The organism is Mycobacterium sp. NGS51 (genome assembly GCF_059812525.1).
This window is the reverse complement of sequence record NZ_JCALCV010000003.1, coordinates 332533-355900: the sequence shown is the minus strand read 5'-3', so window position 1 is coordinate 355900 and position 23368 is coordinate 332533. Positions and strand designations below refer to the sequence as shown.

Annotated in this window: 21 protein-coding genes, 1 tRNA gene and 1 pseudogene; 5 read left to right on the top strand and 18 right to left on the bottom strand. The window is 65.3% G+C overall.

The genetic code is table 11. The features are described 5' to 3' along the window. Positions 1 to 689, top strand: a pseudogene (locus AC5Y5W_RS06075) (radical SAM protein); the annotation flags it as partial. Between the two features lie 250 nt (positions 690 to 939). Here AC5Y5W_RS06075 and AC5Y5W_RS06070 read toward each other — a convergent pair. The 12 genes from AC5Y5W_RS06070 to AC5Y5W_RS06015 all read right to left on the bottom strand — a co-directional run bounded on the left by AC5Y5W_RS06070 (position 940) and on the right by AC5Y5W_RS06015 (position 13224). Further along, positions 940 to 1365 (bottom strand): hypothetical protein, encoded by a 426-nt coding sequence (locus tag AC5Y5W_RS06070; protein ID WP_500022225.1) that lies wholly within the window; start codon positions 1363 to 1365, stop codon positions 940 to 942. A gap of 68 nt (positions 1366 to 1433) precedes the next feature. Further along, on the bottom strand, positions 1434 to 6272 hold the full coding sequence (locus AC5Y5W_RS06065; RefSeq protein WP_500022224.1) for a DEAD/DEAH box helicase: 4839 nt from the start codon (positions 6270 to 6272) through the stop codon (positions 1434 to 1436). 81 nt (positions 6273 to 6353) lie between these two features. After that, on the bottom strand, positions 6354 to 6857 hold the full coding sequence (locus AC5Y5W_RS06060) for a GNAT family N-acetyltransferase (RefSeq protein WP_500022223.1): 504 nt from the start codon (positions 6855 to 6857) through the stop codon (positions 6354 to 6356). Positions 6858 to 6866: 9 nt separating this feature from the next. After that, positions 6867 to 7130: a type II toxin-antitoxin system TacA family antitoxin gene (locus AC5Y5W_RS06055; RefSeq protein ID WP_500022222.1), complete on the bottom strand. Its 264-nt coding sequence runs from the start codon at positions 7128 to 7130 to the stop codon at positions 6867 to 6869. Positions 7131 to 7216: 86 nt separating this feature from the next. Continuing rightward, entirely contained in the window at positions 7217 to 8455 is a 1239-nt protein-coding gene (gene mshC / locus AC5Y5W_RS06050) for a cysteine--1-D-myo-inosityl 2-amino-2-deoxy-alpha-D-glucopyranoside ligase (RefSeq protein ID WP_500022221.1), read from the bottom strand. A gap of 90 nt (positions 8456 to 8545) precedes the next feature. Next, on the bottom strand, positions 8546 to 9313 hold the full coding sequence (locus AC5Y5W_RS06045; protein WP_500022220.1) for a 3'(2'),5'-bisphosphate nucleotidase CysQ: 768 nt from the start codon (positions 9311 to 9313) through the stop codon (positions 8546 to 8548). 21 nt (positions 9314 to 9334) lie between these two features. Then, entirely contained in the window at positions 9335 to 9838 is a 504-nt protein-coding gene (locus tag AC5Y5W_RS06040; protein ID WP_500010324.1) for a DUF2505 domain-containing protein, read from the bottom strand. A 19-nt stretch (positions 9839 to 9857) separates the two neighbouring features. Continuing rightward, positions 9858 to 10673, bottom strand: a complete 816-nt coding sequence (locus AC5Y5W_RS06035) for an SCO1664 family protein (RefSeq protein ID WP_500010325.1) — start codon at positions 10671 to 10673, stop codon at positions 9858 to 9860. Continuing rightward, positions 10657 to 11244 (bottom strand): DUF3090 domain-containing protein, encoded by a 588-nt coding sequence (locus AC5Y5W_RS06030; protein ID WP_499884122.1) that lies wholly within the window; start codon positions 11242 to 11244, stop codon positions 10657 to 10659. Before AC5Y5W_RS06030 ends, AC5Y5W_RS06035 begins: the two co-directional genes overlap by 17 nt. A 68-nt stretch (positions 11245 to 11312) precedes the next feature. Continuing rightward, positions 11313 to 12005: a histidine phosphatase family protein gene (locus AC5Y5W_RS06025; RefSeq protein ID WP_500010326.1), complete on the bottom strand. Its 693-nt coding sequence runs from the start codon at positions 12003 to 12005 to the stop codon at positions 11313 to 11315. Continuing rightward, positions 12002 to 12832 (bottom strand): undecaprenyl-diphosphate phosphatase, encoded by an 831-nt coding sequence (locus tag AC5Y5W_RS06020; protein ID WP_500010345.1) that lies wholly within the window; start codon positions 12830 to 12832, stop codon positions 12002 to 12004. The genes AC5Y5W_RS06025 and AC5Y5W_RS06020 overlap by 4 nt, the downstream gene beginning before the upstream one ends. Before the next feature lie 74 nt (positions 12833 to 12906). After that, complete coding sequence (locus tag AC5Y5W_RS06015) at positions 12907 to 13224, bottom strand: hypothetical protein (RefSeq protein ID WP_500010327.1); 318 nt, start codon at positions 13222 to 13224, stop codon at positions 12907 to 12909. Positions 13225 to 13407: 183 nt separating this feature from the next. Between AC5Y5W_RS06015 and AC5Y5W_RS06010 the strand changes: the two genes are divergently transcribed. The 3 genes from AC5Y5W_RS06010 to AC5Y5W_RS06000 are packed head-to-tail and all read left to right on the top strand — an operon-like array spanning position 13408 to position 15799. Beyond that, positions 13408 to 14454 carry an NHL repeat-containing protein gene (locus AC5Y5W_RS06010; RefSeq protein ID WP_500010328.1) on the top strand — a complete coding sequence of 349 codons (1047 nt, stop codon included), beginning with the start codon at positions 13408 to 13410 and terminating at the stop codon, positions 14452 to 14454. A gap of 44 nt (positions 14455 to 14498) precedes the next feature. Continuing rightward, positions 14499 to 14711, top strand: a complete 213-nt coding sequence (locus AC5Y5W_RS06005) for a DUF5703 family protein (RefSeq protein WP_500010346.1) — start codon at positions 14499 to 14501, stop codon at positions 14709 to 14711. A 23-nt stretch (positions 14712 to 14734) separates the two neighbouring features. After that, positions 14735 to 15799 carry a quinone-dependent dihydroorotate dehydrogenase gene (locus AC5Y5W_RS06000; protein WP_500010347.1) on the top strand — a complete coding sequence of 355 codons (1065 nt, stop codon included), beginning with the start codon at positions 14735 to 14737 and terminating at the stop codon, positions 15797 to 15799. Between the two features lie 17 nt (positions 15800 to 15816). On the opposite strand, the gene AC5Y5W_RS05995 is transcribed toward AC5Y5W_RS06000, so the two are convergent. From AC5Y5W_RS05995 to AC5Y5W_RS05985, 3 genes are read right to left on the bottom strand one after another with little or no spacing between them, the layout of a single operon-like run. Further along, positions 15817 to 16422, bottom strand: a complete 606-nt coding sequence (locus AC5Y5W_RS05995) for an alpha/beta hydrolase family protein (protein WP_500022219.1) — start codon at positions 16420 to 16422, stop codon at positions 15817 to 15819. Positions 16423 to 16463: 41 nt separating this feature from the next. Further along, the gene (locus AC5Y5W_RS05990) at positions 16464 to 16994 is read right to left on the bottom strand and encodes a YbhB/YbcL family Raf kinase inhibitor-like protein (protein ID WP_500010330.1); all 531 of its coding nucleotides are present in this window, start codon (positions 16992 to 16994) and stop codon (positions 16464 to 16466) included. 35 nt (positions 16995 to 17029) lie between these two features. Further along, positions 17030 to 18376, bottom strand: coding sequence for a M20/M25/M40 family metallo-hydrolase (locus AC5Y5W_RS05985; RefSeq protein WP_500010331.1), 1347 nt, complete (start codon positions 18374 to 18376; stop codon positions 17030 to 17032). Between the two features lie 94 nt (positions 18377 to 18470). Here AC5Y5W_RS05985 and AC5Y5W_RS05980 point away from each other — a divergent pair. Next, positions 18471 to 18556 (top strand) — tRNA-Leu (locus tag AC5Y5W_RS05980). Here the strand turns inward: AC5Y5W_RS05980 and AC5Y5W_RS05975 are convergent. The 3 genes from AC5Y5W_RS05975 to AC5Y5W_RS05965 all read right to left on the bottom strand — a co-directional run bounded on the left by AC5Y5W_RS05975 (position 18538) and on the right by AC5Y5W_RS05965 (position 23306). Then, entirely contained in the window at positions 18538 to 20184 is a 1647-nt protein-coding gene (locus AC5Y5W_RS05975) for a recombinase family protein (protein WP_012394803.1), read from the bottom strand. The genes AC5Y5W_RS05980 and AC5Y5W_RS05975 overlap by 19 nt on opposite strands. 186 nt (positions 20185 to 20370) lie before the next feature. Beyond that, positions 20371 to 21876, bottom strand: a complete 1506-nt coding sequence (locus tag AC5Y5W_RS05970) for a replication initiator (protein WP_012394804.1) — start codon at positions 21874 to 21876, stop codon at positions 20371 to 20373. Continuing rightward, positions 21873 to 23306: an FtsK/SpoIIIE domain-containing protein gene (locus AC5Y5W_RS05965; protein ID WP_012394805.1), complete on the bottom strand. Its 1434-nt coding sequence runs from the start codon at positions 23304 to 23306 to the stop codon at positions 21873 to 21875. Before AC5Y5W_RS05965 ends, AC5Y5W_RS05970 begins: the two co-directional genes overlap by 4 nt. Between the last annotated feature and the right edge of the window lie 62 nt (positions 23307 to 23368).

Sequence of the window (23368 nt, the reverse complement as noted above, 5' to 3'; positions counted from 1 at the left end):
GAGTGTCGATTCAACCGCAGTTCGGATCGGGCCGCTCAAACCCCATCGCACCCCTCGATCGGCTCACCCATAGCGGTGTGCTCGACCGGTTAGGGCCGCAGACAAACGATCTAGTCACCTGGCGAGACCTGACTGCGCTGCCCTGCTCGCACCCACACTGCTGCTCTGTCGGCTACTTGCTGCGCGACGATTCCGGCAAGTGGCGCTCGCTGGTCTCGCTCATCGGCCACGACACTCTCAAAGACAGGCTCGGCCTGGTCGCAAACCGCATCGCCGACACCGAGATACCGCAAGAATTGCGCCTGGCGGTGCGCGAATCACTTCTAGGACTGCTGTCTGAGCAGTCCTCGCTGTCGCACCCGCAGATCGGCGAGATCTGGCGCAGCATTTGCGAAAATTGTGACCTCGGCATGCCCACCCTTCTGACGCTGGCATCGACCGCCTTGCCCGGTAGACGGCACAAACTGCGGCGACTGCTCGGTGAACGGGTCGTGCGCATCAGCGTCAAACCCTTCATGGACATCTCGACCATGATCGAAGAACGCCTGGCCCAGTGTTGCGTGCACGTCGGGACCCGCTCGTCGCAGGACCAGTGCGCGCCGTTTTGCGCCGTGCAGGCCTGGCCGCAACTGGGCCGCCAACGGCTATCAGTGTCTGCCGGACAACCGCTGCCGCTGTTAGCGACGTAACACCGCGGAGTCCTTGTACAGGAACGCGATCACACGACAGCGGAATGCGCAAGGTGACCACCTGGGCAGGTGTGTTGTCGGCCGCGGCGCATCGACCGGGCTGCGACGTCACCGCGCGACCGCTGATCTCGTCGGGTGCTTCGAGCGCTGCGTAGGCCGGCGGGATCGGTGAAAATCCATTACCACCATCTGTTCCCCGCGCCTCCGGTGAAGCTGTCATCACCGGGTAAGGCGACTAGCCGTAGGACTGCTAGCCGTAGTAGGCGAAGCTACATGTGGGCCGTGGTTCGGTCTTGAAGGACACCAACTTGTCGCCATCCATGATGATGGTGCAGGTCAGTTCCGTGTCCCCACCGTCCGCGGATACCTGCGACTCGACTTCGTCGTACACGGTGTACCGCTTTTCCCACGGCAGCGTCACATTGGTCTCCGTCTGCTCTGGACCTTCGTTGATCCGGTAGCGGATCGTCACCACGGCACTGCCGCCCATTACCTTCATCACGGCCGTACCCACTGGCTTGCGCGTGGGCGCCTCTGACGTCGTGGTTTGCGAAGTCAACGGACCGCTGGTGGTGTCCGCCACTGGCGTTCCGGTGATCTTTGTGGTGCATCCCGCCGCCGCAACGCCAGCGGATATGACGGCGATTACGCCGACGGCGTAGCGGCACGGACGCATGGCCACAGGGTACGACGGTCGACTCCCTTGTCGGGTTGAAAGCACCGAAACTCCTTGGTGCTGAACTGCTAAGCACTCACGCTTTCGGTCAGGGTATCCACGATCTTCATCGTCTCGACACTGACGGTGGTGATCTTCTTGATGAGGTCGACGATGTAGGTCGGATCGTCGTGTTCGTCGCACCAACCGTTGGGATCGTTCACGATTCCGGAGGCCTTGTCGGTGCTGACTCGGTAGCGGTCGATGAGCCAACCGAGTGCCGAGCGTGAGCCGAGCATGTATCGATCGGCCTCGCCCGGAATTCCCGCGATGGTGACCTTGCCGTTGTAGACGATTGCGGAGTGGTCGGCCTTGGACAACCATCTCATCTTCTGCACTCGCCAGGTCTCGCGGTCGGTAGGATCGGCACCCGGCTTCAGTTGCACCTCAAGGGGATACGGGTCGACGGACTCATATCCCGCGTGCAGTTCGGCGAGCCTGCGGCCAGCGGTGGCCAGCTGCTCGAAGCGCTCGCGGGTTTCCGGTGTCGGGATGTGTGGGAGCATCTTCTTGAGATCGGCCGCATACGTCTCGCGGTACGCCGGATCGTGCAGCAGCCCGTAGACGTAGTAGAAGATGTCGTCCTTGGTGACCTGATCGCCGACCGCATTGCGGTACAGCTTCAGGATGTTGTCGGTGATGTTGTCGACGCGGCGGTAGCCGTACTCATCAACATCTGCCGTGTCGGCGGCGTTGAAATCTAGCTCGTCATCAAGGGACTCGGCCTTAACGAAGGTCCAGCGGGGGAAGAACTGCCCCGAACTCCCAGCGCCAGTCACATGCGCGTTTGGGATCGCATCGAGCATGAGCACCGAGAACGGAACTGTTGATCCTTCACCGACCTGGTATATGCCCACATTTCGGGTATGTGGCGCGTTCGGCGGAAACAGCCGAGGAAGCTGATATACGTACTCGTTCATCAGTCGATCGAAGTACAGATACTGTCTGAAGAACGGCCGGTATGCGCTCAGGACGATATGGGTCGGGTCGAACGCCAAGGTTTGCTCTCGATTCCTGGCATTTCTGAGTCCCCGGCTCCAACTGATCCTTGTCGGATCGCTGTCGCCTGGGTCACCGGACGATGAAACAGAGGTATCTGCCGACACACTTCCGTTGTATGCGTCGATCATCCGCGTGACATTTCCGCTGAGGTTGGCTCGGCTAGAGTTATATACCCATGCGTCTCGCGCAGTCGTAACCCCGGACGAGAGATCAGAAAACACCGGTGGCGCCGCTGATGTATTCTTTCTGGCGGCTATGGGCGGATAGGACGCGAACGCCGTGTCGCGCTGATTGATCCAGTCGCCGTAGCTGTTGGGCAGTATCGATTGCCAGTCGACAGTGTCCAACTCGCTGTCTCGGGCAATCCGCAGCTTTTCTTCCCGGCTCAAGTAATCGCCGATGTCGTGGTAGAAGATGTCGCACGATCCGGTGTGTGCCGGGTCCTTGACTGCGATCAAAATGGCAACGGTGTTGCGGCTGCCACCGCCGAAGACCTTGCCGCCTTCTTTTCGCGAAAGCTCGCCAGCTGTACGTTGATTGCCCCGCAGGTTGTAGACATAGATCGCTGAGGACTCGTCCACTAACGAAAGTCGCAGTCCATCATGACTATTGCCGTCAATCCAGCCGCCGTTGCTAACGAAGGCAACGAGGCCATGGCCGCCGATACGGTCAGTTGCCCAGCGGAAGGCACGAACGTAAGAGTCGTACAAGGTCCTTTGGTTGGTCGCTGTAGACCGTTTCGCGTATGTCTGCTCGATCCGGCCGTCCAGCGTCGGGTACTTCACGTTCGCGTTAAGGTCGTTGGCGCTGGTCTGCCCGACTGAATACGGCGGATTGCCAACGATGACACTGATCGGCGTCTCCAACTGCCGCTGGATACGAGCATTGTTGTACGGGAACATGATTGCGTCCATGGAATCGCCGGCCTCGGAAATCTGGAAGGTATCGGCCAACGCGATGCCGGTGAACGACTCGTAGCTGTCAGCGCCCGCCAGAGCGTGGTAGGTGGTTTCGATGTTGACCGCGGCGATGTAGTACGCCAGCAGCATGATCTCGTTGGCGTGCAACTCATTGGCATACTTGCGGGCCAAATCGTCGGCCTTGATCAGACCGGACTGCAGCAGCCGAGTCATGAACGTCCCGGTCCCGGCGAACCCATCGAGAATGTGCACGCCTTCGTCCGTCAGCCCGCGGCCGAAGTGGTGGCGCATCACGGTGTCTGCTGACCGCAGAATGAAGTCGACGATTTCGGTGGGCGTGTAGACGATTCCGAGTGCCTCGGCCTGCTTCTTGAAACCGATGCGGAAGAATTTCTCGTACAGCTCGGCGATCACCTGCTGCTTGCCCTCGGCACTGGTAACCTCGGCGGCGCGGCGACGCACCGAGGCGTAAAACCCCTCCAACCGTTGGGTTTCGGCTTCCAGGCCGCTGCCGCCGAGTGTGCCGACCATGTTCTGCATGGTCTGTGACACCGGGTTGTGCGAGGTGAAGTCGTGCTCGGCGAACAGGGCATCGAACACCGGCCGAGTGATCAGGTGTTGCGAGAGCATGCTGATCGCATCGTCTGGGGTGATCGAATCGTTGAGGTTATCGCGCAGCCCCGCCAGGAACTGATCGAATGCGCCCGCGACTTCTAGCGTCGCCCCGTCGAGCAGCGCCTTGATGCGGGTGGTCAGCGTGCCCGCGATGTCGGACACGTCGGCCGCCCACTGCTCCCAGTACGTGCGGGTTCCGACCTTGTCGACGATGCGGGTATAGATCGCTTCCTGCCACTTCGACAGCGAGAACAGCGCCATCTGGGTGACAGCAGCGCCTCCAGCAGCAACAGGCTCCTCGGTGGTGGGCCCGATGTGGTCGCCGAGCAGCTGGTTGGTGCCTTCGCCGGTTTTCTTCATGGTCGACGACATGTTGAGCGCGAGGCTGTTGACCATCGCGTCGAAGCGTTCGTCGTGGGAACGCAAGGCATTGAGGACCTGCCAGACCACCTTGAACCTGCGGTTGTCGGCTAGTGCAGCCGACGGCTCGAGACCGGCCGGCACCGCCACCGGCAAGATCACGTAGCCATATTCTTTGTGCGGCGCCCTGCGCATCACCCGGCCGACCGACTGCACGACGTCGACGACCGAATTGCGGGGGTTGAGGAACAGCACCGCATCGAGCGCGGGCACGTCCACACCCTCGGACAGACACCGGGCGTTGGACAAGATGCGGCATTCGTCTTCGGCAACAGGAGCTTTCAACCAGGCCAGTTTGGCGTCACGGGCCAGCGCGTTGAAGGTCCCGTCGACGTGTTCGACCGCGCATTTCAAACCGCGGTTGGTGTCGTCGACTCGCTGGCCGTCGTTTTCGCTTTCGTCGAGCAGACCCTGATACGCCTCAACCACTTTGGGGAACATCTCGGCGATCTGCTTGGAGGTGACGATGTCGCGGGCGAACGCGACGGCCCGGCGCATCGGTGACTCACCAGGAACAAAGCTCGTACCGTCGGGCGCGGTTCCCGCGCGCTTGGCCAGCCCGTTCCAGCATCCGACGATCTTCGACGCGTCATCGAGCATGAACTCATGACCGTGCGCGGCAAGATCCCGCTGAAGCCGAGGCGCGATCACCGACTCGTCGATGGTCAACACCAGCACCTTGTAGTCGGTGAGCAGGCCGCGCTCGACAGCCTCACCGAAGGTCAGCCGATGAAACTCCGGGCCAAAGGTGTGCTCGTCGTCCATCGACACCAACTCAGCGGAATGCTGCTGCGCCTTGTCCTTGACGTTGTCGTCGAAAATCCGTGGCGTGGCGGTCATGTAGAGCCGGCGAGCAGCTTTGAGATAGTCAGCGTCGTGCACCCGAACGAAGTTGGACTCGTCGTCACCGGCCAGCGTTACCCCGGTGGTGCGGTGCGCCTCGTCGCAGATCACCAGGTCGAACTCGTCGAGCCCGAGGCTCTGCGCCTGTGCAACAACGGGTAAAGACTGGTACGTGCAGAACACCACCGTCAACCCCTGCGCACGCTTGCGGTGCTGCATGTCGTGCGTAAGCCGCTGCGGATCGGTGGTGACCGGAATCGGCACGTCGTGCACGTTGTAATCCTCGGTCGACCGCGACACCTTGGTGTCCGAGCACACCGCGAACGCCCGCAGGTCCAACTCGCACTGGGCCGTCCATTCCCGCAGCGTCTGGCTCAACAGCGAAATCGACGGCACCAGAAACAGAATCCGTGCGCTGTCGCCCTTGTCCCGCGCGGTGCGTTCGGCGATCTTCAGCGCGGTGAAGGTCTTGCCGGTTCCGCACGCCATCACCAGCTTGCCGCGGTCGTTGCCGATACCGAATCCGCGGAACACCGCCTGGATCGCCTGCTGCTGATGCGGCCTGGGGCCGTAGCGCTTGGCCGGTGACAGGCTCACCTGAATCTGTCCTTGCGGCCAGGCAATGTCCCAGTCGATTGGCGACTCGGCGATCTCGGCCAACCCGATCCGCTGCACCGGGATTGTCTGGCCGTCCAACGCATCCTCGGCGTGGGGGCTCCACCGGTCGGTGGTCGAGATGATCACCCGATTGCTGAAACCCGTCTTGCCCGATGCGGTGAAGAAGGAGTCGATGTCTTCCTTTTTCAGGGTGTGGGTGGGCTCGTAGAACTTGCACTGGATTGCGGTGTATTCACCGGTGCCACGCGCGCGGGCCACCAGGTCGATGCCGGTGTCGGGTTTACCCTTGCGTCCCGGCCAATCGATCCAGCGCCACACCTCGTCGTAGTGCTGAGACAGCATCGGGTCCAGCTCGAAGTAGCGCACCATCAACTGTTCGAACTTGGTGCCGCGTTCGGAATTGGACGGCGCTTTCCGGAACGCTTCAATGACCTCGTGTACGGATCCCATTACCGGCCGGTCCCCTTTACGCGCTGCCGCGGATGTCAATCTCGACGAACATACTGCGTCCCACCGACGGCGCGGTCAGCTTCACGGGGTATCGATGTCAGCCTGGACGTCTTTGATCCTGCGGACCAGCCGCATCGAGGCCTCGACCGGCGCGCGGGTGAAGCCGTAGTGCTCGTAGAAGCCCACAGCTGCGGCATCGATGGCGTCAACCACGAGGTAGCGAGCGGCGACAGTTCGCGTTGCAGACAACACGCGTTGGTAGGCGTCGAAGAGCAGCTGCCCGCCGAAACCCCGGCCATGCAGACTCCTGTCGAGTGCGAGCTTGCCGAGCAGGACCGCCGGGATGCGCTCCGGCATGCCCAGCGCGAGACGACGTGGCAGGTCTGCGGCCACGACTTCGTGTGCCGACAGCGTGAAGTACGCCAGCACCGCAGTGTCGGCATCTTGGGTCCACACGAATACCTGGGCGGTGCGCTTAGCCTGTGCGGTTTTTGCGTGCCGGGTGAGCCACACATTGAGTGTCGGCTGCCCACAGTCGAACATCTCAGCAAAGTGGTGTTCGCCGTAGGTAGCACAGACGAACACCGGCCCGGCTCAGGCGTGCCGGGAGATCCGCGACGAGCGCGCAACCCGCCGCATTGCTTCATTAGGATGCGGTGGCTCGGACAGCGCATCGAACATCACATCGAAGAAGTCGGCAGGTACCGTCGTCTGCCGAGACAGCACGGACTCCGCCCGCTCCTCGGCTGCCGACAACACGAACTCAGTCAGCGACTCATGCTCCATCTCTGCTGCAGAGCGCAATCGCGCCTGCATATCGGCCCTCACTCGGAAGTGGAGCCGTTCTGTGCTTGCCATGTCCATTCACCCCTGTGCGCCAATTGTACACACGGGTCGCTTATGGCAGTGGCCTCACTGCTGTTCCAGGGCCTGGGCGACCGAACCTACAACGTCACCCCGAGCAGCGCGTCTACCGCGGTGGCCACAAGCAGCGGTGCATCCGTGTCGTGGCCGCCGTAGTCGAGCGCGTCGATGACCCAACCGTCTAGGGCCGCAAGGGCTTTGGGTGTATCGAGGTCGTCGGCCAGGTAGCGGCGCAGCCGGGCGATGGTGTCGGCGGCGTCTGGGCCGGCCGGCAACGCGGCAGCCGCACGCCACCGATCCAGTCGTGCGATGGCCTCGTCCAGCACCTGGGCGTTCCAGTAGCGGTCGGCGCGGTAGTGACCGGCCAGCAGGCCCAGCCGGATCGCCGACGGTTCGACGCCTTGGTTGCGCAGCGCCGACACCAGCACCAGGTTGCCGCGGCTCTTGGACATCTTCTGCCCGTCCCAGCCGATCATCCCGGCGTGGACATAGTGGCGGGCGAATCGCCGTTCGCCGCTGACGCATTCGGCGTGCGCGGCGGTGAATTCGTGATGCGGAAAGATCAGGTCGGTGCCGCCGCCCTGGATGTCCAGGCCGGTGCCGATGCGGCTGAGTGCGATTGCGGCGCATTCCACATGCCATCCCGGCCGGCCCGGGCCGAACGGCGACGGCCAACTGGGTTCTCCGGCCCGCGCCGCACGCCACAACAGCGCGTCGAGCTGGTCGACCTTGCCGGGCCGGTCCGGGTCGCCGCCGCGCTCGGCGAACAACCCCAGCATGGTGTCGCGGTCGTAACCCGATTCGTAGCCGAATTGCGGCGCGGCGTCCGCGCGAAAATAGACGTCGGGGTAGTCAGGGTCGTCGACGATGTAGGCCGCCCCGGCGGCCAGCATCTTCTCGACCAGCTCGACCACTTCGTCGATGGCCTCGGTGGCGGCGACATACTCGCGCGGCGGCAGCACCCGCAGCGCGGTCATGTCGTCGCGGAACAGGCCGACCTCGCGCGCGGCCAGCTCGCGCCAGTCCACGCCGTCGCGGTTGGCCCGTTCAAACAGCGGATCGTCGACATCGGTGACGTTCTGCACGTAATGGACGTCGTGCCCAAGGTCCAGCCACAGCCGATAAATCAGGTCGAACGTCAGGTAGGTGGCGGCATGCCCGAGATGGGTGGCGTCGTAGGGGGTGATGCCGCAGACGTACATGGTGGCGGTGCGCCCGGCTGCCACCGGTCGCACCTGCCGATCGGAGGTGTCATACAGCCGCAGCTCCGGACCACGGCCCGGCAAGGCCGGCGGCGGTGGACAGGGCCAGGACTGCATACCCTCGACTGTAAAGCGACACTGAGGCGTTGGGTCAGCCGGCCAGCCGGATGGCGCCGCCGTTGGATGGCGGCGACCCGCTACACCCGGCTACGCCGCGCTTGCGATCGCCGCCAGCAGCACGTCGGCCAGCTCGGGCCGGCACATCAGGAAGTCCGGCAGGTAGGGATCGGGCCGGTTGTAGATCAGCTCGGAGCCGTCGAGCCGCGACGCGTGCATGCCCGCCGCCAGCACCACGCCCGCCGGTGCCGCCGAATCCCACTCCCACTGGCCGCCGGCATGGACGTAGGCATCGGCGTCGCCGCGCACCAGCGACATCGCTTTGGCGCCGGCCGAGCCGATCCGCACCAGTTCGATATCCAACCGCTCGGCCAGCCGGTACAGCACCGCCGGTGGCCGGTTGGAGCTGGCGGTGACCCGGATCGGGCCTGACCGTGTCGAGGTGTCGGCGCTGACGGTGTCGCTGGCATACAGCTCGCCCATCGCGGGCAGCGCGACTGCCGCGTCGGTGATCGCGCCGTGCGGGCCGCCGTCGCGGCGCCACAACGCGACGTGCACGGCCCAATCGTCTCGGCCGGGCGTGGAGAACTCGCGGGTGCCGTCGAGTGGATCGACGATCCACACCCGATCGGCGCGCAGCCGGGACAGGTCGTCGTGGGCTTCCTCGGATAGCACCGCGTCGCCGGGCCGCTCGGCGTGCAGTCGCCGCAGCAGCAGGGCGTTGGCCCCGGTATCACCGGCATCGCCGAGCATCCACGGATAGTCGAACCCGACCTGCTCGCGCACCGCCAGCAGCAGCTGCCCGGCGTCGGCGGCCAAATCGGCGGCCAGCGCTGCGTCAGTCTGCTCTGGGCTCACCCGGACCAGTATCGCCGAGGGTCAGGACTTTTCCGCAATCCACTCGGTGGTGAAGCGCTGAAAGTTCTTGAGGTCGTCGTCGAGCAGGCTGCCGACGTAACGTTCGAACTTGCCGCCGACGAGCGGAATCTTGACCTCGACGGTGGTGGTGACGTCCATCCGCGAGCCATTGCTCACCGGCACCAGCAACGCCTTCCCGAGGCCCGACGCCGGTAGCCGGGAAACGGCCACGTTGATCTCGCCGCGCACCCGGTCGCCGTCACGGCCCCACCGCTGGGTCTGCGAGAATTTGAGGTCACCGCCCGTCAACTTGGTGATCGCCTTGGGCAGCCGTTCGCCCAGGAAGCTGATGCTGACGTTCGCCGTGACGGAGTCGTCTGCGTCGATGATCAGCGAGTCGAGCTTGGCGTTGGGGTTACCGGTGGCGGTCACCCTCGCCTGCCAGTACTCCTCGTCGCAGAAGGTCGAAAAGATCTGGTCGACGCTGTCCGGGAAATCTACTGACGACTCGAAAGAACGCGGCATGTCGAACCACGCTACTGGCTCAGAAAGCCGGCCACGGAATCGGGCGGTGCCGGTCCGGACTGGGCATCACCGGGTTGTCCAGCAGCGTTCGGGCGCGGCGCCGTAGCGCGGTGATTTCGGCAGCGGTGATGTGGGCGGCCAACGCGTCACCGAGGCCGTCGTCCAGCGCGTCGACCAGTCCGGTCAGCGCATCGAGGGTGCCGTCGTCGACGGGCTTGCCGGCCCAGCCCCACAGCACCGTGCGCAGTTTGTCCTCGACGTGCAGGCAGACCCCGTGGTCGACGCCGTACACGTACCCCTCAACGTCACGCAGGACGTGGCCGCCCTTGCGGTCGGCGTTGTTGACGAGCACGTCGAACACTGCCATCCGCCACAACCGGATGTCGTCGGCATGCATCAACACCACTTCGTCACCGGCGTAGTCGTAGGCGCGCAGCACCGGCAGATAGCCCGCCGGCGGCTTGCCGGCCGGAAACAGGTCGACCAGATCCGGTCGAGGCTCGCGGTCGGTGTCTGGTGTGTCACCGGGTTGGTCCACCCAAAGTTGCAGCATGCCGCGACCGGCCGGTCCGAGTCGAATGATGGTGTAGGGCACGATGTTCCAGCCCAGCTGCTCGGAAATCAGGTACGCGCCGACTTCTCGGCCGGCCAGGGTGCCGTCCGGAAAATCCCACAGCGGCTGTTCACCGGCGACCGGCTTGTAGACGCAGTGCACGCTGCGCTCACCCAGTGTCGACTCGCACAGAAAGGTGGCGTTGCTCGCCGAGCGAATGCGTCCGAGGACCGTCAGCTCGCCGCGACGCAACACCTCACGGTCATCAGTCCTCGGCGTCATCGTCAGACCCGAGCAATGCGCTGCGCCGGTACCCGTTGGTGCGCGCACAGATATGTCCCTCAGGGTCCAGCGGTTCATCACACAACGGGCAGGGCGGGCGCCCTGCGGAGATGACACGGTTGGAGCGGGTCGCGAATTGGCGCGCCGACTCGGGCGTCAGGAACACCCGCACCGCGTCAGGGCCCTCATCGGTGTCATCGAGCACCACCGATGCGTCGAACTCGGTGTCGGTGACCGCCAGCAATTCGACCACCACGGTCTGCGCTTCGGAATCCCAGCCCAAACCCATGGTGCCGACCCTGAACTCGGCGTCGACCGGCGTGATCAGCGGGCTGAGGTCCTCGACGTCGGTGGTCTCCGGCGGCACCGGTGTCCCGAATCTGCGGTTGACCTCGAGCAATAGCGCGCCGATGCGCTCGGCGAGCACCGCGACCTGTTGCTTCTCCAGCACTACCGAGACCACCCGGGCGTCATGAACTGCCTGCAGGTAGAAGGTGCGGTTTCCGGGCTGGCCGACGGTCCCGGCGACGAACCGGTCGGGAGTCCGGAAGACGTGGATTGCGCGAGACATGGCATCTCCAAAATAGCGGCTGTTGCCGCACCGTCGTAATGCCTCAGCAGTACCCGCTGCGGCGAGATTCACTCGGTGGAGCCACCCACCACCGCATCACCGGGCGGCGTTTGCGCATCCGACGATGCAGGCGTCACCAGCGCGGACGTCAGCCGCGGACCGGTGTGGTTGACGTGTATCACGAATGGGCGCAGCGCGGTGTAGCGGATCACGCTCATCGACGCCGGGTCGGCGGTGATCCGCTGGAAGCTGTCCAAGTGCAGGCCCAGCGCATCAGCGACGACCGCCTTGATGACGTCGCCGTGGGTGCAGGCCAGCCACAGCGCATCGCCACCATGCTGATCGGCCAGTTGCCGGTCATACCCGCGGATGGCGGCTACCGCACGCGCCTGGACCTGCGCCAGTCCCTCACCACCGGGAAACACCGCGGCGCTCGGCTGGGCCTGCACCACCTTCCACAGCGATTCTTTGGTCAAGTCGGCGATTTTGCGGCCGGTCCAGTCGCCGTAGTCGACCTCGGACAGTCGTTCGTCGACGACCGGTGCCAGATCCCGTGCGTCAGCAAGTGGTTCAACGGTGCGCAGGCACCGCAGCAGCGGCGAGCACACCACCGCCCGGACCGGAAGGTCGCCGATCCGCTCGACCAGGTCTGCAGACTGTTCGCGGCCCTTGTCGTCGAGGTCGACGCCCTCGGATCGGCCGGCCAGGATGTGCGCGGTGTTGGACGTGGACCGCCCGTGCCGCAACAGGATGACGGTCATATCGCACTCACCACACCCGTCGCCAGCAGGGCCAGAACAGTGATCCCCGCGATCACCCGGTAGCCGACAAACCAATACATGCTGTGCCGCACCAAAAACCGGAGGAACCACGCCACCGCGGCGAACCCGACGACAAACGCGATCAGGGTGGCGACCAACAGTTGCGCGCCGGTGGCACTCATCCCCTCGTGTACCGGATGGAAGGCGTCCGGCAGCGAGAACAACCCGGAGGCGAAGACCGCCGGGATCGCCAGCAGGAAGCCGAACCGTGCGGCCAACTCGCGGTCGAGTCCCATAAATAGCCCTGCGCTGATGGTCGCGCCGGACCGCGAGACCCCGGGGATCAGTGCCAGCGTCTGCGCACAACCCACCACGACGGCGTCGCGCCAGGTCAACTGTTCGACGTGGCGGACCTGCCGGCCGAGATACTCGGCGGCCGCGATCACCGCTGAAAACACCACCAGCGCCGTCGCCACCACCCAGAGATTGCGCGCCCCCGAGCGGATCTGGTCGGTGAACACCAGGCCCAGCACACAGATCGGGATCGTGCCGATGATCACATACCAGCCCAGCCGGTAGTCGGCGTTGCGGTGTGCGGTGACGATCAGGCCGTTAAGCCACGCTTTGATGATGCGCACGATGTCGCGGGCGAAGTAGACCACCACGGCTGCCTCCGTGCCCAGTTGGGTGACGGCCGTGAACGACGCGCCCGCATCCCCGCCGAACAACAGCCGCGACACAATCGCCAAATGCCCCGACGACGACACCGGAAGGAATTCGGTGAGACCCTGCACCACGGCCAAATCCACGACTTGCCACCAAGACATCGCCGGGGCCGCAGTCACGACGACGACCGTACCTGGTGTGCCCGCTGCTCACCGTGCGGGACGCGTAAGCCGGACTAGTGCAATAGCGGTGCGGCCGCCGCAACCGTGTCACGCACCGCCGCGGCCAAACTGCGCTCGTCGGCGACGTCGATATCGACCACGCTCCGCCGCGCTGTCGCCACGACGTCCTCGGGCTGCGGGACGGGGCCATTGAGTCGTGGCCGGTAAATTTCGACGAGCAGCGACTGGCGTTCGATACGGAATGCGAAACTGCGTCCATCCCCGACGTGACCAAAGCCACTCGCCAAGATCTTGGTCGAAAAGACCCCTGTCCACATGTCTTCGATGCCGAACTCGGAATCGGCGAACTGACGGTCTTCGGCGACAGTCATGCGCGCCGCTCCTCCTCATCGCTTCGCTCTGCATCGTCGCCGGCGCGAGTCATGCGGCGACCATACCCTCCGGGACCCGCCCGCCCGGGGCGACGAGGCCGGGTTGAACCCGACAATCTTCCTTAGACTCTGACCCGGATGGCACGTCCCGCTGCATAACCTGAAAGTTACCCCTTGGCCTCAATGTGTAAACCGGCGGTTCACCGGCGAGCCGCTGGCCTGCTGTTTTTCCTGACGCTGGTGGCCGGGTGCTCGGCGGAGTCATTCGACGCCTCGCCACCGACGATCGCGCCCGCTGCGCCGGCTGACTCTCCGCCGGTCACTGCCGCGCCGGCCGGCGTCGTGCGGCCGCTGCCGGGCCGTGCTCAGGCGGCGATCTTCGATGACCGCACCGCTGCGCTGGCGGTATTGATCGCAGCCGGCCAACCCGCGGCACCGGCCAACATTGCGATATTCGACAGCGGGCCCCAGCCGGCCCGGGTCATCGACTTGCCCGGTCCGGCGAGCGCGTTGACCGGCGACCGCGCCGGCAACGCCTATGTGGCCACCCGCGGCGGCTACTTCGTCGTCGATCTGGCCGCCGGCCGGGTTGCCCGGGTGGCCGTTGCCGACGCGGAAGGCACCGACTTCACGACGATCGCCCGCCGCGCCGACAGCGCGCTGGTGTTGGCAACCGCCGACGGTGCCGTCTACCGGCTGGCCGCTGCGGAACCCGGAACGTCCAGAGCTGCGGTCGGCAACCGGACCAAGATTGTCGGTCGAATCGATTCCCTTGCCGCGCAAGGCAATACCGTGGCGGTTCTGGATCGAGCACAGACCCTCGTCACCACGATCGAGGCCGACGGCACACTTGGGCAGGCGTTGCGGGCCGGCCAGGGGGCCACCACCATCGCGGCTGATCCGCTGGGCCGGATACTGGTCGCCGATACCCGCGGCGGCCAGTTGCTGGTCTTCGGTGTCGACCCGCTGATCCTGCGTCAGGCCTATCCGGTGCGCCACGCCCCGTACGGTCTGGCCGGGTCGCGCGGATTGACCTGGGTGACGCAGACCGCGGCGAATACGGTTATTGGTTACGATCTGTCCACCGGAATACCCGTCGAAAAGGTGCGTTACCCGACCGTGCAGCAGCCCAACTCCCTCGCGTTCGCCGATGCCTCAGGCACGTTGTATGTGGTGTCGGGGTCTGGCGGCGGAGTTCAGGTCATCGAGCATGCGGCGGGCCCGCGTTGAGCACGGCACAGCGCAGCCGGTTGCCTGCGGGCTGGGACGCCGAGATGTCCGACGAATACGAGTGGGCGCCGTTGCGGCTGCCTCCGGATGTGACCCGGGTCAGTGCATCCACCCGGCTGTCCATCGAGGCCGAATATCGCGGCTGGGAGCTGACCCGGGTACGGCTCTACACCGACGGTAGCAGGCGAGTGTTGTTGCGCCGCAAGAAATCTCGCGTTGACACCACAGTTGACACCGCGGGCCAGCCGGAACTGTGACGGCAAGCGGCGACGATCATCGGATCTACGGTGCGCTTCGCCGAATGCTGTTCCTGGTGCCTCCCGAACGCATTCACACGTTGGCGTTCGCCGCATTGCGGACCGCCACCTTCGGCGCGGGGATGCGGCGAGGACTTCGGCGGGCACTGGGGCCGACCGACCCGGTACTGGCCAGCACCGTGTTCGGCGTGCGCTTCCCCGGACCGCTCGGGCTGGCCGCCGGCTTCGACAAGGACGGCACCGGCCTGAAGACCTGGGGTGCGCTGGGTTTCGGCTACGCCGAAATCGGCACCGTCACCGCGCACCCGCAACCCGGCAATGCCGCCCCGCGAATGTTTCGGCTACCCGCCGACCGCGCGCTGCTCAACCGGATGGGTTTCAACAACCACGGCGCTGCCGAACTCGCCGCGCGGCTGGCGCGCCACCGCGCCGACGTGCCGATCGGTGTCAACATCGGCAAGACCAAGACCACCCCGCCCGAGCATGCCGTCGAGGACTACCGGGCCAGCGCACGGTTGGTCGGCGCGCTGTCGTCGTATCTGGTGGTCAACGTCAGCTCACCGAACACACCCGGGCTGCGCGACTTGCAGGCGGTCGAGTCGCTGCGACCGATTCTGGCCGCGGTGCTCGCCGAGACGTCGGTCCCGGTGCTCGTGAAGATCGCGCCGGATCTGACCGACACCGACATCGACGACATCGCCGACCTTGCCGTCGAACTCGGTCTGGCCGGCATCGTCGCCACCAACACCACGGTGTCGCGCGACGGCCTGGCCACACCCGGCGTGGCCGGCCTCGGCGCCGGTGGCATTTCGGGGCCGCCGCTGGCACGCCGCGCCACCGAGGTGCTGCGCCGGCTGCATCACCGGGTCGGTGACCGTTTGGTGCTGATCAGCGTGGGCGGCATCGAAACCGCCGAGGACGCTTGGGACCGGATCACCGCCGGTGCCTCGCTGTTGCAGGGCTATACCGGCTTCATTTACGGGGGCGGGCTGTGGGCCAAACACATTCACGACGGCATCGCCCGCCGCCTCCACCGCGAGGGGTTCGCGTCGCTGAGCGAAGCGGTCGGGTCGGCGACGCGTCCCTAACCCGACCACCTCATCTGCTAGCTCTTGGCTGTGGCAGCCAAATGATCGGCGACGAACGCGGTAGTCAGCCGGTGCCATTCGCGCCATCGGCGCACCATGTGGTGGCCGACTCCGTCGAGAGCCACCCATTGCGCATCCAGCCCGCGCCGGCAGGCCCGCCTGGTTTGCGCGTGTGAATCGGCCGGGTCGGTCGTGGTGTCGGCGGTGCCGTGCACGACCAGCAGCCGGGTGGATGCCGGGATCAGGTCACCGTCCTGCCCTGCCCACCACGGCGCAAGCGCCACCACTGCGCCGACTCCCCCGCCGGCGGCCAAGTGGGCCGCAACCCGCCCGCCCATGGAGTGGCCCACCAGCGCAATTCGTTGCGGCTGGAACCGGGCCTGGACGTCGGCAAGCACCTTCTTGGCATCCTGCACCGGATCCAGGCGCGGGCTGTTCCATCCGCAGACGCGATAGGCCACCTGGCGCACCTCGACCTGCCGCCCCAACCGGCGCCGTAATGCCCGCGTCACGAACATCATCCGCAGGCTGGCCAATCGCCAGGGCTTGAAAGCCCGCTCGCTGCGCACCTCGCCACCGGGCAGCACCAACACGCACGCGCGCATCGCGTTGTCGGTGACCACTGGTGTTCGCAAGGCTAGAAGCGGCGCCGATGCTGCGACGGCTAGCGCTGCTCGTAGGTGCCGTAGATGACGGCGCGCGCGATGGCGTTCTGGAAGAGGTTGAACCCGAGAAACGCCGGGCTGGCGTCCTCGTTGAGCTCGAGTTTCTCCACCTTCACCGCATGCACCGTGACGTAGTACCGGTGCTGGCCATGCCCCGGCGGCGGGGCCGCACCGACATAGCGGCGCATGCCCGCATCGTTGACCAGTGTCAGCGCGCCTCCCGGCAACTCACGACCGTCCCCCACGCCGTCGGGCAACTCGGTGACATCGGCGGGAAGGTTGGCCACCGCCCAGTGCCAAAACCCCGACAGGGTCGGCGCGTCCGGGTCATACACGGTGACCGCAAAACTGCGAGTCTCGTCCGGGAAGCCCGACCAGCTCAGTTGGGGGCTGACGTCCTCGCCGCCGGCGCCCATGATGCCGCTGATTTGAGCGCTGGCCATCGGTTGACCGTCGGTGATCGACGCCGATTGCAAGTGAAACGACGGCAGCTTGGGCAGCGTGGCATAGGGGTCGGGCGGTGCGATCATGGTCAGTCCTCTCGTCTCTTCGGCTTGATTTCCGGCTAGCAGTTTGTCAAAAAGCGCAACATCACGTCGGTACCGAACCTCAGCGCGTCGATGGGTACCCGTTCGTCAACGCCGTGGAACAGCGCGGTGAAATCCAATTCCGGCGGCAAGCGCAGCGGAGCGAAGCCAAAACAGCGAATCCCCAACCGCGCGAAGGCTTTCGCGTCCGTCCCGCCGGACAGCATGTAGGGAACGGTCCGGGCTTCGGGATCCACCGCCAGCAGCGCCGAATTCATCGCGTCGACCAGATCACCGTCGAAGCCGGTTTCGTAGGACGGCAGGCTAACGACCCATTCCCGGGTCACGTCGGGACCGATCAGCTCGTCGACCTCGGCTTCGAACGCCGCTTGTCGCCCGGGGAGCACCCGGCAGTCGACGACGGCTTCGGCCGTCGCCGGCACGACGTTGGCCTTGTAGCCGGCGTCGAGCATGGTCGGGTTGGCGGTATCGCGCAGCGTGGCCTTCACGATGCGCGCAATCGGCCCCAACTTGTCGATCGCGCCCTCCAAGTCGGGGGAATCGATGTCGAAGCTGTGCCCGGTCTCCTCGCCGACCGCGTCCAAAAACTGCACGACGGCATCAGTCAGCACCAGCGGGAACTGGTGACGGCCCAGCCGCGCGACCGCGTCGGCGAGGATGGTCACCGCGTTGTGGTCGTGCACCATCGAGCCGTGACCCGCCCGGCCCCGAGCCGTCAATCGCATCCACTGCAAGCCCTTTTCGGCTGTCTCGATCAGGTAGAGCCGGCGCTCCCCGCCGTCGCGGCGCGGCACCGTCAACGAGAAGCCGCCGACCTCGCCGATCGCCTCGGTGACGCCGTCGAACAGATCCGGGCGATTGTCAACCAGCCAGTGCGCGCCGTATTTGCCGCCATGCTCCTCGTCGGCGACGAACGCGAACACCAGATCGCGGGGCGGCACAATCCCGGCGCGCCGGAACTGGCGGGCCACCACGATCATCATGCCCACCATGTCCTTCATGTCGACGGCTCCGCGGCCCCAGACGTAGCCGTCCTCGACCGCGCCGGAGAACGGGTGCACACTCCAATCGGCGGCCGCCGCGGGTACGACGTCGAGATGGCCGTGGATCATCAAGGTGCCTCGGGAGCTGTCGGCTCCGGCCAGGCGCGCGAATACATTGGCGCGCCCGGGCGCACCAGATTCCAGGTATTCCACCTGGTAGCCGACGTCTTCGAGCTGACCGGCGATCCAGCGGGCACACTCCGCTTCGCCTTTGGTGGTGGCGAGGTCGCCGGTGTTGGTGGTGTCGAACCGGATCAGTCTGCTGACGACGTCGACGATGTCGTCGGCCGGGTCGGTGCGGTCACCGGTTGCAACAGTCACAGTCACCTTTCCTACCACCGGCACCGTCCGGCGGGTTTGGGTCGGGGCTCACCGATCCGATAGCCTTAGCTGCCAACTTGCGTGGTTGGCGGCGGTCCGAGTGGCGGAATGGCAGACGCGCTAGCTTGAGGTGCTAGTGCCCTATTAATGGGCGTGGGGGTTCAAGTCCCCCCTCGGACACGTCCGGCGACACGACTTAAGTCGGCAGTCGCCGTGACTCGCTGAAGATGCGGGTCGTAGTCGAGGCGCAGGCCCAGGCTTGCGTATACCTGAGCGCGTTCCGCCCCGGTTGCCTCACCAAGCACTGCTGACAGCCCGCCCAATTCCTCAACCAACTCGCTGATTTGTGCGGCAGTCATGACGCGAGGTCGCTCCGCTTGCTCAAGACGGACCTTCAGCTCGTCGCGCTCGGCGGTGCGGCGGCGCAATGCAACAGTCAAATCCTCAACGGCCACACCAGACTCCACGGCGGTAACCAGAGCAGCAACCTTCGCATTCGCCTCGCTGAGCTGGCGCCGCAAGGCCGCGTAGCCAGCCCCTGCTACCGGGTCCGCGTCTTGCCCGCGTGCCAAGTCGGCCGGATCGGCCAGGGTGGCGATCCATTCGTCAAGTCGCGCAGTCACCTCATCTTCACGGAGGTAGACGGTGCGCGGGTGATCACTCAGGTCCGCGGGTACCGAACGCGACTTACCGAGCTCACAACGGTAGAGGATGCGTGTTGTTCGCTTCCCGGCGCGGGCAGCGCCCTGCATCCGCCGTCCACATGCGGCACAGAACAGCAGCCCACGCAGTGCATATGGCACTGTTGACTCTCTGCTGCAAACAAGACCGGGACCCCGCCGCGCCTGCATCCGAAGACGAACAGCCTGCGCTAGTTCGTCACGGATCAGCGCTTCATGCGTGCGGCGTTCTGGTGCGATCCAGTCGGCCTCATCACGCCACCGCATACGAGTCTCATACCCCGCAGCGACATCATCGGGGTTGACCAGAACCTCGTATTTCTCCTGCTTGCCCCAAACACGGATACCGCGGTACGCCGGGTTGTCGAGTATCGCGCGGATCGCCGAATGGGACCATCCTCGTGGGTCACGATGCCGATTCCGTGCCGGGTCGTACTGGCTCGGTGACGGTACACCATCGTCGGTGAGCCGTTGCGCGATATAGCGCAGGCCCGCTCCGTCGGCGTACATGCGGTAGATCCGCTCGACGACCGAAGATGTCGCGGGGTCGGGTTCGAGGCGGTGAAGCCGCTGCCCAAGATTGGCCTTGGCAGGGTTTGGATGCGGGCCGGCATCGACGAGCCGGTAACCGTAGGGTGGTCGACCACCGAGATATCTGGCGGTGTCGTGCGCGAGTGCTGACATCGCCGTACGGACGCGCATCTGGATTCGAGCGCGCTCTCCCTTGCTCATGCCGCCGAACAGAGTCATCACCAGGTCGTGTGCCTCGGAGCCGGGATCGACCGCTCCGCCGACCTCGGGTACCCACAGGCCAACTCCGTAGTGCGTGAGGACAGGGAAGGTGAGCGCAAACTGCGGCCCGTAGAACGCACGGGCGGGTTCCCCAATCACTACGGCATCAAAGCTACGGTCCCGACAAGCGACATCAGCAAGCAGACGTGACGCCTCTGGCCTGCGCTTCCACGGCAGTGAACGGCTCTGTCCCACATCGAAGTAGTCGGCGGCGATGAATCCGCCGTGCGGAGTGATCAGGTCCATGGCACGCCGCTTCTGCCAGCTGCGGCTCGCCTCCGGGTCTTGAGCGTCCTCCGTGCTCACTCGGCCATAGAAGGCGAACCTCAGGCTCACGCCACTCCCCTCCCTGATCCAAGCATCCGGTCCCGCACAGCCATTATCACGTGTACCAGCGCGCGGTTGGCCTCGGACGGAAGTCGATATTGGTTGGGCACAACAATTTCAACACCCCCCTCTGACACCGTCGGCGCATCGGGACGAGCGTCACACCCGGAGCGAGCACGTGCTGCTCGGGACCTGTCAGCCATCGCTTCCCCCTGGCGGATCCCATTGTTGATTGCGGGCTTGGCCACGGACTTCGATCAGTCCGATGCGGCGGGTGTGGATGTGTTGGACGGCCGCGGAGTAGATGAGGGTCCGGTCGCCGAGGCTGGTGGGGCCGGCACGATCGAATTCCCATGCCACCAGATCATCGCCATCGGTGGAGTCGAGGCCGAGATCATGTTGGTGCGCAGTGCTTTTTAAACGTTGTTCACGGGTCCAGGCCGCGCGACGTTCGCGCAGCGCGGTCATCGTGGTGGAATAGCGGCGGGATTTGCTGGTGATGTGGCCCCGGTAGCCCAGGGTGTGCAGCCACCGACCGACACCGGCCAGTCCCTTATCGGCGAGTTGGCTGATGGCGGTCAGGATCGCCCGAACGTGGTCGCAGACATCGAGGTCAGCGATGGCCTCGGTGGAGATGCGTCGCGCGCTGATCCCGACGTCAGCTAAGGATTTGGTGACGTATTTCGCGAGGTAGCGAGCTACGCGGCGGCCTGGAAGAACCCCGCCGTGTGGTGAATCCTCCTGCACAGCAGAGCCGTCCGTGCCGGCGTGCCGGTTGTCGATGGGTTGGGTGTCGACTTGTGTGCCGAACCTGATCACCCGTGTCGCTGTATTTGAGGATGAGTCGGTGACCGTCACGGCCACGGTTCGAACGGCCTGTTGGATGATGGTGGCCAGTTCGGTTGCCGCAAGGGGCGCATGCCAGTCATGACCGCCAGAGTCATCGCTGTCGGGCGGGTCGAGGCGGATCAGGGCATGAATGTGCGGGATGAGCCGGGCTTGCAGTTCGACGACTTTGATGAAGCTGACCTGCACCGCATCCGGGTCGGCGCCCGAAGCACGTAGCTCTCGGCGCAGTGTGCGTCGCAGGGTGATGGTGAAGCGTCGCCACAGTTCGGGCAGGTGCCATGTGAACAGGACATGCCCGGTGTAGTCGTAGCAGTCCGCGCAGATCGGCTGTCCCGCATAGATATCACCTTCGCCGTGGGTTGTGCTGCACCACAGTGGTTTTCCATGCGGGCATCGGCGGTAGCCGCCAGTGTGGTGGTGGTCGCGACACACACGCTGCTTCTTGTCGCCTGCACGCGCGGCGGCGTGAACAGGCCCGTAGCTAGGTGCGGTGAGGGTGACGAACACCTGCGGACGATCGGCCACTGCTGCGGGGATGTTGTGGTGGCCGCCGGCGGTGCCAGCGTGCACGAGCTGCCACGTGTCGCGGGCGTACAGGTCTGAGCACGATGGGCATACCTGTGCGCGGCGGTTGTTGCACCGTGTCCACACCACCCGATCGCGGCCTATCTCGTCGGTACCTCTGAGTTGGATGGGGTGGGCGCAGAAGCCAACAGATTCCGCGCGCCGCCACCACGATTCGAACCCCGTCGAGGACGCGCGGCGCACCATCTGATCCACCACCGCATTGGTGTCGATCGAGCCGGGAACCCCGGGCAACACCAGCGTGGGGGCTGTCGTTGCAGTAGTCACCGTTGACCCCGGGCGGTGTCGGTGCGCCCGCTGTTGGACTGGTTGGTTCGGGTCGCGGCACGAGGTGGCCGGAATCGTGCTGCCAGAGTGGCGATGTCGTGGTCGGCGACGTGAAATGCCCGTACCCGCACCGGTTGGGCCGTGCCATCGATCATCATGTAGCCCACACCGGGAGTGGTGTCGGGGATGTGATCGCAGTCGGCCCCCGCGTCGCGGGCGCCCTGGCCCAAAACCATGGTGGTTTGGGTGGCTTCGGTCAACCGCAACCCGATTCGCACGGTAAACAGCTGCCGCACCGGCAGGGTGTCTTTGGCCGGATCTTGCACCGCTGCCACCACCGAAATGCCGACGGCCCGGCCTTGGGAGAGCAGCAGGCCCAACAGCTGTTCAATTTCGCTGCGCACCTTGCGGTCGGTCACATACGCAGTCAGCGCGGCGATCTCATCGATCACCACCACGAATAACGGCTCAGTCGGAGTCGGGGTGTGCATGCGCGTCTTGCCCCGTAACCGATTGGCGCGGGCGTGCATCACCTCCACTAGTTGCCGCAGCAGGTACAGGGTGGTGCCAGTGGCGTCGTGGGTGAACACCGTGAACATGGGTGCTCCGGCGCCCAGTTCCATGCCGCCTTTCGGGTCGATGACGCAGAGCCGCACTTGTCCGGTTTTCACGGCGGGGGCGAGGCCAGCGATCAGTGACCACAACACTGAACCTTTCCCCGCGCCGGTCGCGCCAGCCACGAGCAGGTGGTGGCCAAGCAGAGGTAGGTGCCACCAGTGGCGGGTTTCGGTGATCCCGACCCGCACCGACCCCACATCCACCGCAGTCGCCGTCGTGGGCATGGGCAGGGCAATCGGGTCGGCCAGCACGTCGCCGCGCATCAGGGTGATGCGTAGCTCTCCGGGCGCGGTCGCGCGGATGGCGATCCGGTCGGCACGCCAGGCGGCGGCTAGCGCCTCGGATTGCTTGTGCCAATCAGCCAGGGAGTGGCCGGTGACCACTCGCAGCGCCAGGACGTCGGTCGTCTTGCCGATGCGCACCGACTGCAAGGTCGGCACCAAGGTGCGTTCGCCAAGTGTGGCGGTCAGGCCGTGCAGGGTGCACACCGATTGCCAGGTGCGGGTGTAGCGCGACCAGGTCAACCAGCGCCGCCGCACCGGCTCGGTGACCCATCCGTGAAACGATCGCGGGTCCAGCCACGCCCAGCCCGCATACGCGGCAGCGAAAGCAATACCGATGATCAGACCCGCGCGTGAGCCATGGGTAATGGCCATCGCCACGCTGGCGATGATCGGGATGCTGATGGCCGGGAACAGGACCGCCCACCACAGCAGATACCCGGCCGCTTTGAACAGTGAGAGGATGAGGTCGGTGATCCAGTCGTCGTCGTTGGATTGAGAGTTCTTGCTGTTTTTGTAGTTTGATGCCATGACAGGCGTCCCTCTGGTGAGTGAATGGTCGATAGCAGCTCACGTGCTGGGGCGCGACACCC

Bases quoted from the DNA above. Each gene is read 5' to 3' on its own strand.
- AC5Y5W_RS05990 (WP_500010330.1), bottom strand. From the start codon at position 16,994: ATGATCGCACCGCCCGACCCCTATGCCACGCTGCCCAAGCTGCCGTCG.
- AC5Y5W_RS06020 (WP_500010345.1), bottom strand. From the start codon at position 12,832: ATGTCTTGGTGGCAAGTCGTGGATTTGGCCGTGGTGCAGGGTCTCACC.
- AC5Y5W_RS06055 (WP_500022222.1), bottom strand. From the start codon at position 7,130: ATGGCAAGCACAGAACGGCTCCACTTCCGAGTGAGGGCCGATATGCAG.
- AC5Y5W_RS06040 (WP_500010324.1), bottom strand. From the start codon at position 9,838: ATGCCGCGTTCTTTCGAGTCGTCAGTAGATTTCCCGGACAGCGTCGAC.
- AC5Y5W_RS05965 (WP_012394805.1), bottom strand. From the start codon at position 23,306: ATGGCATCAAACTACAAAAACAGCAAGAACTCTCAATCCAACGACGAC.
- AC5Y5W_RS06015 (WP_500010327.1), bottom strand. From the start codon at position 13,224: ATGACTGTCGCCGAAGACCGTCAGTTCGCCGATTCCGAGTTCGGCATC.
- AC5Y5W_RS06005 (WP_500010346.1), top strand. From the start codon at position 14,499: ATGTCCGACGAATACGAGTGGGCGCCGTTGCGGCTGCCTCCGGATGTG.
- AC5Y5W_RS06030 (WP_499884122.1), bottom strand. From the start codon at position 11,244: ATGTCTCGCGCAATCCACGTCTTCCGGACTCCCGACCGGTTCGTCGCC.
- AC5Y5W_RS06025 (WP_500010326.1), bottom strand. From the start codon at position 12,005: ATGACCGTCATCCTGTTGCGGCACGGGCGGTCCACGTCCAACACCGCG.
- AC5Y5W_RS06070 (WP_500022225.1), bottom strand. From the start codon at position 1,365: ATGCGTCCGTGCCGCTACGCCGTCGGCGTAATCGCCGTCATATCCGCT.
- AC5Y5W_RS06010 (WP_500010328.1), top strand. From the start codon at position 13,408: ATGTGTAAACCGGCGGTTCACCGGCGAGCCGCTGGCCTGCTGTTTTTC.
- mshC (WP_500022221.1), bottom strand. From the start codon at position 8,455: ATGCAGTCCTGGCCCTGTCCACCGCCGCCGGCCTTGCCGGGCCGTGGT.
- AC5Y5W_RS06035 (WP_500010325.1), bottom strand. From the start codon at position 10,673: ATGACGCCGAGGACTGATGACCGTGAGGTGTTGCGTCGCGGCGAGCTG.
- AC5Y5W_RS06065 (WP_500022224.1), bottom strand. From the start codon at position 6,272: ATGGGATCCGTACACGAGGTCATTGAAGCGTTCCGGAAAGCGCCGTCC.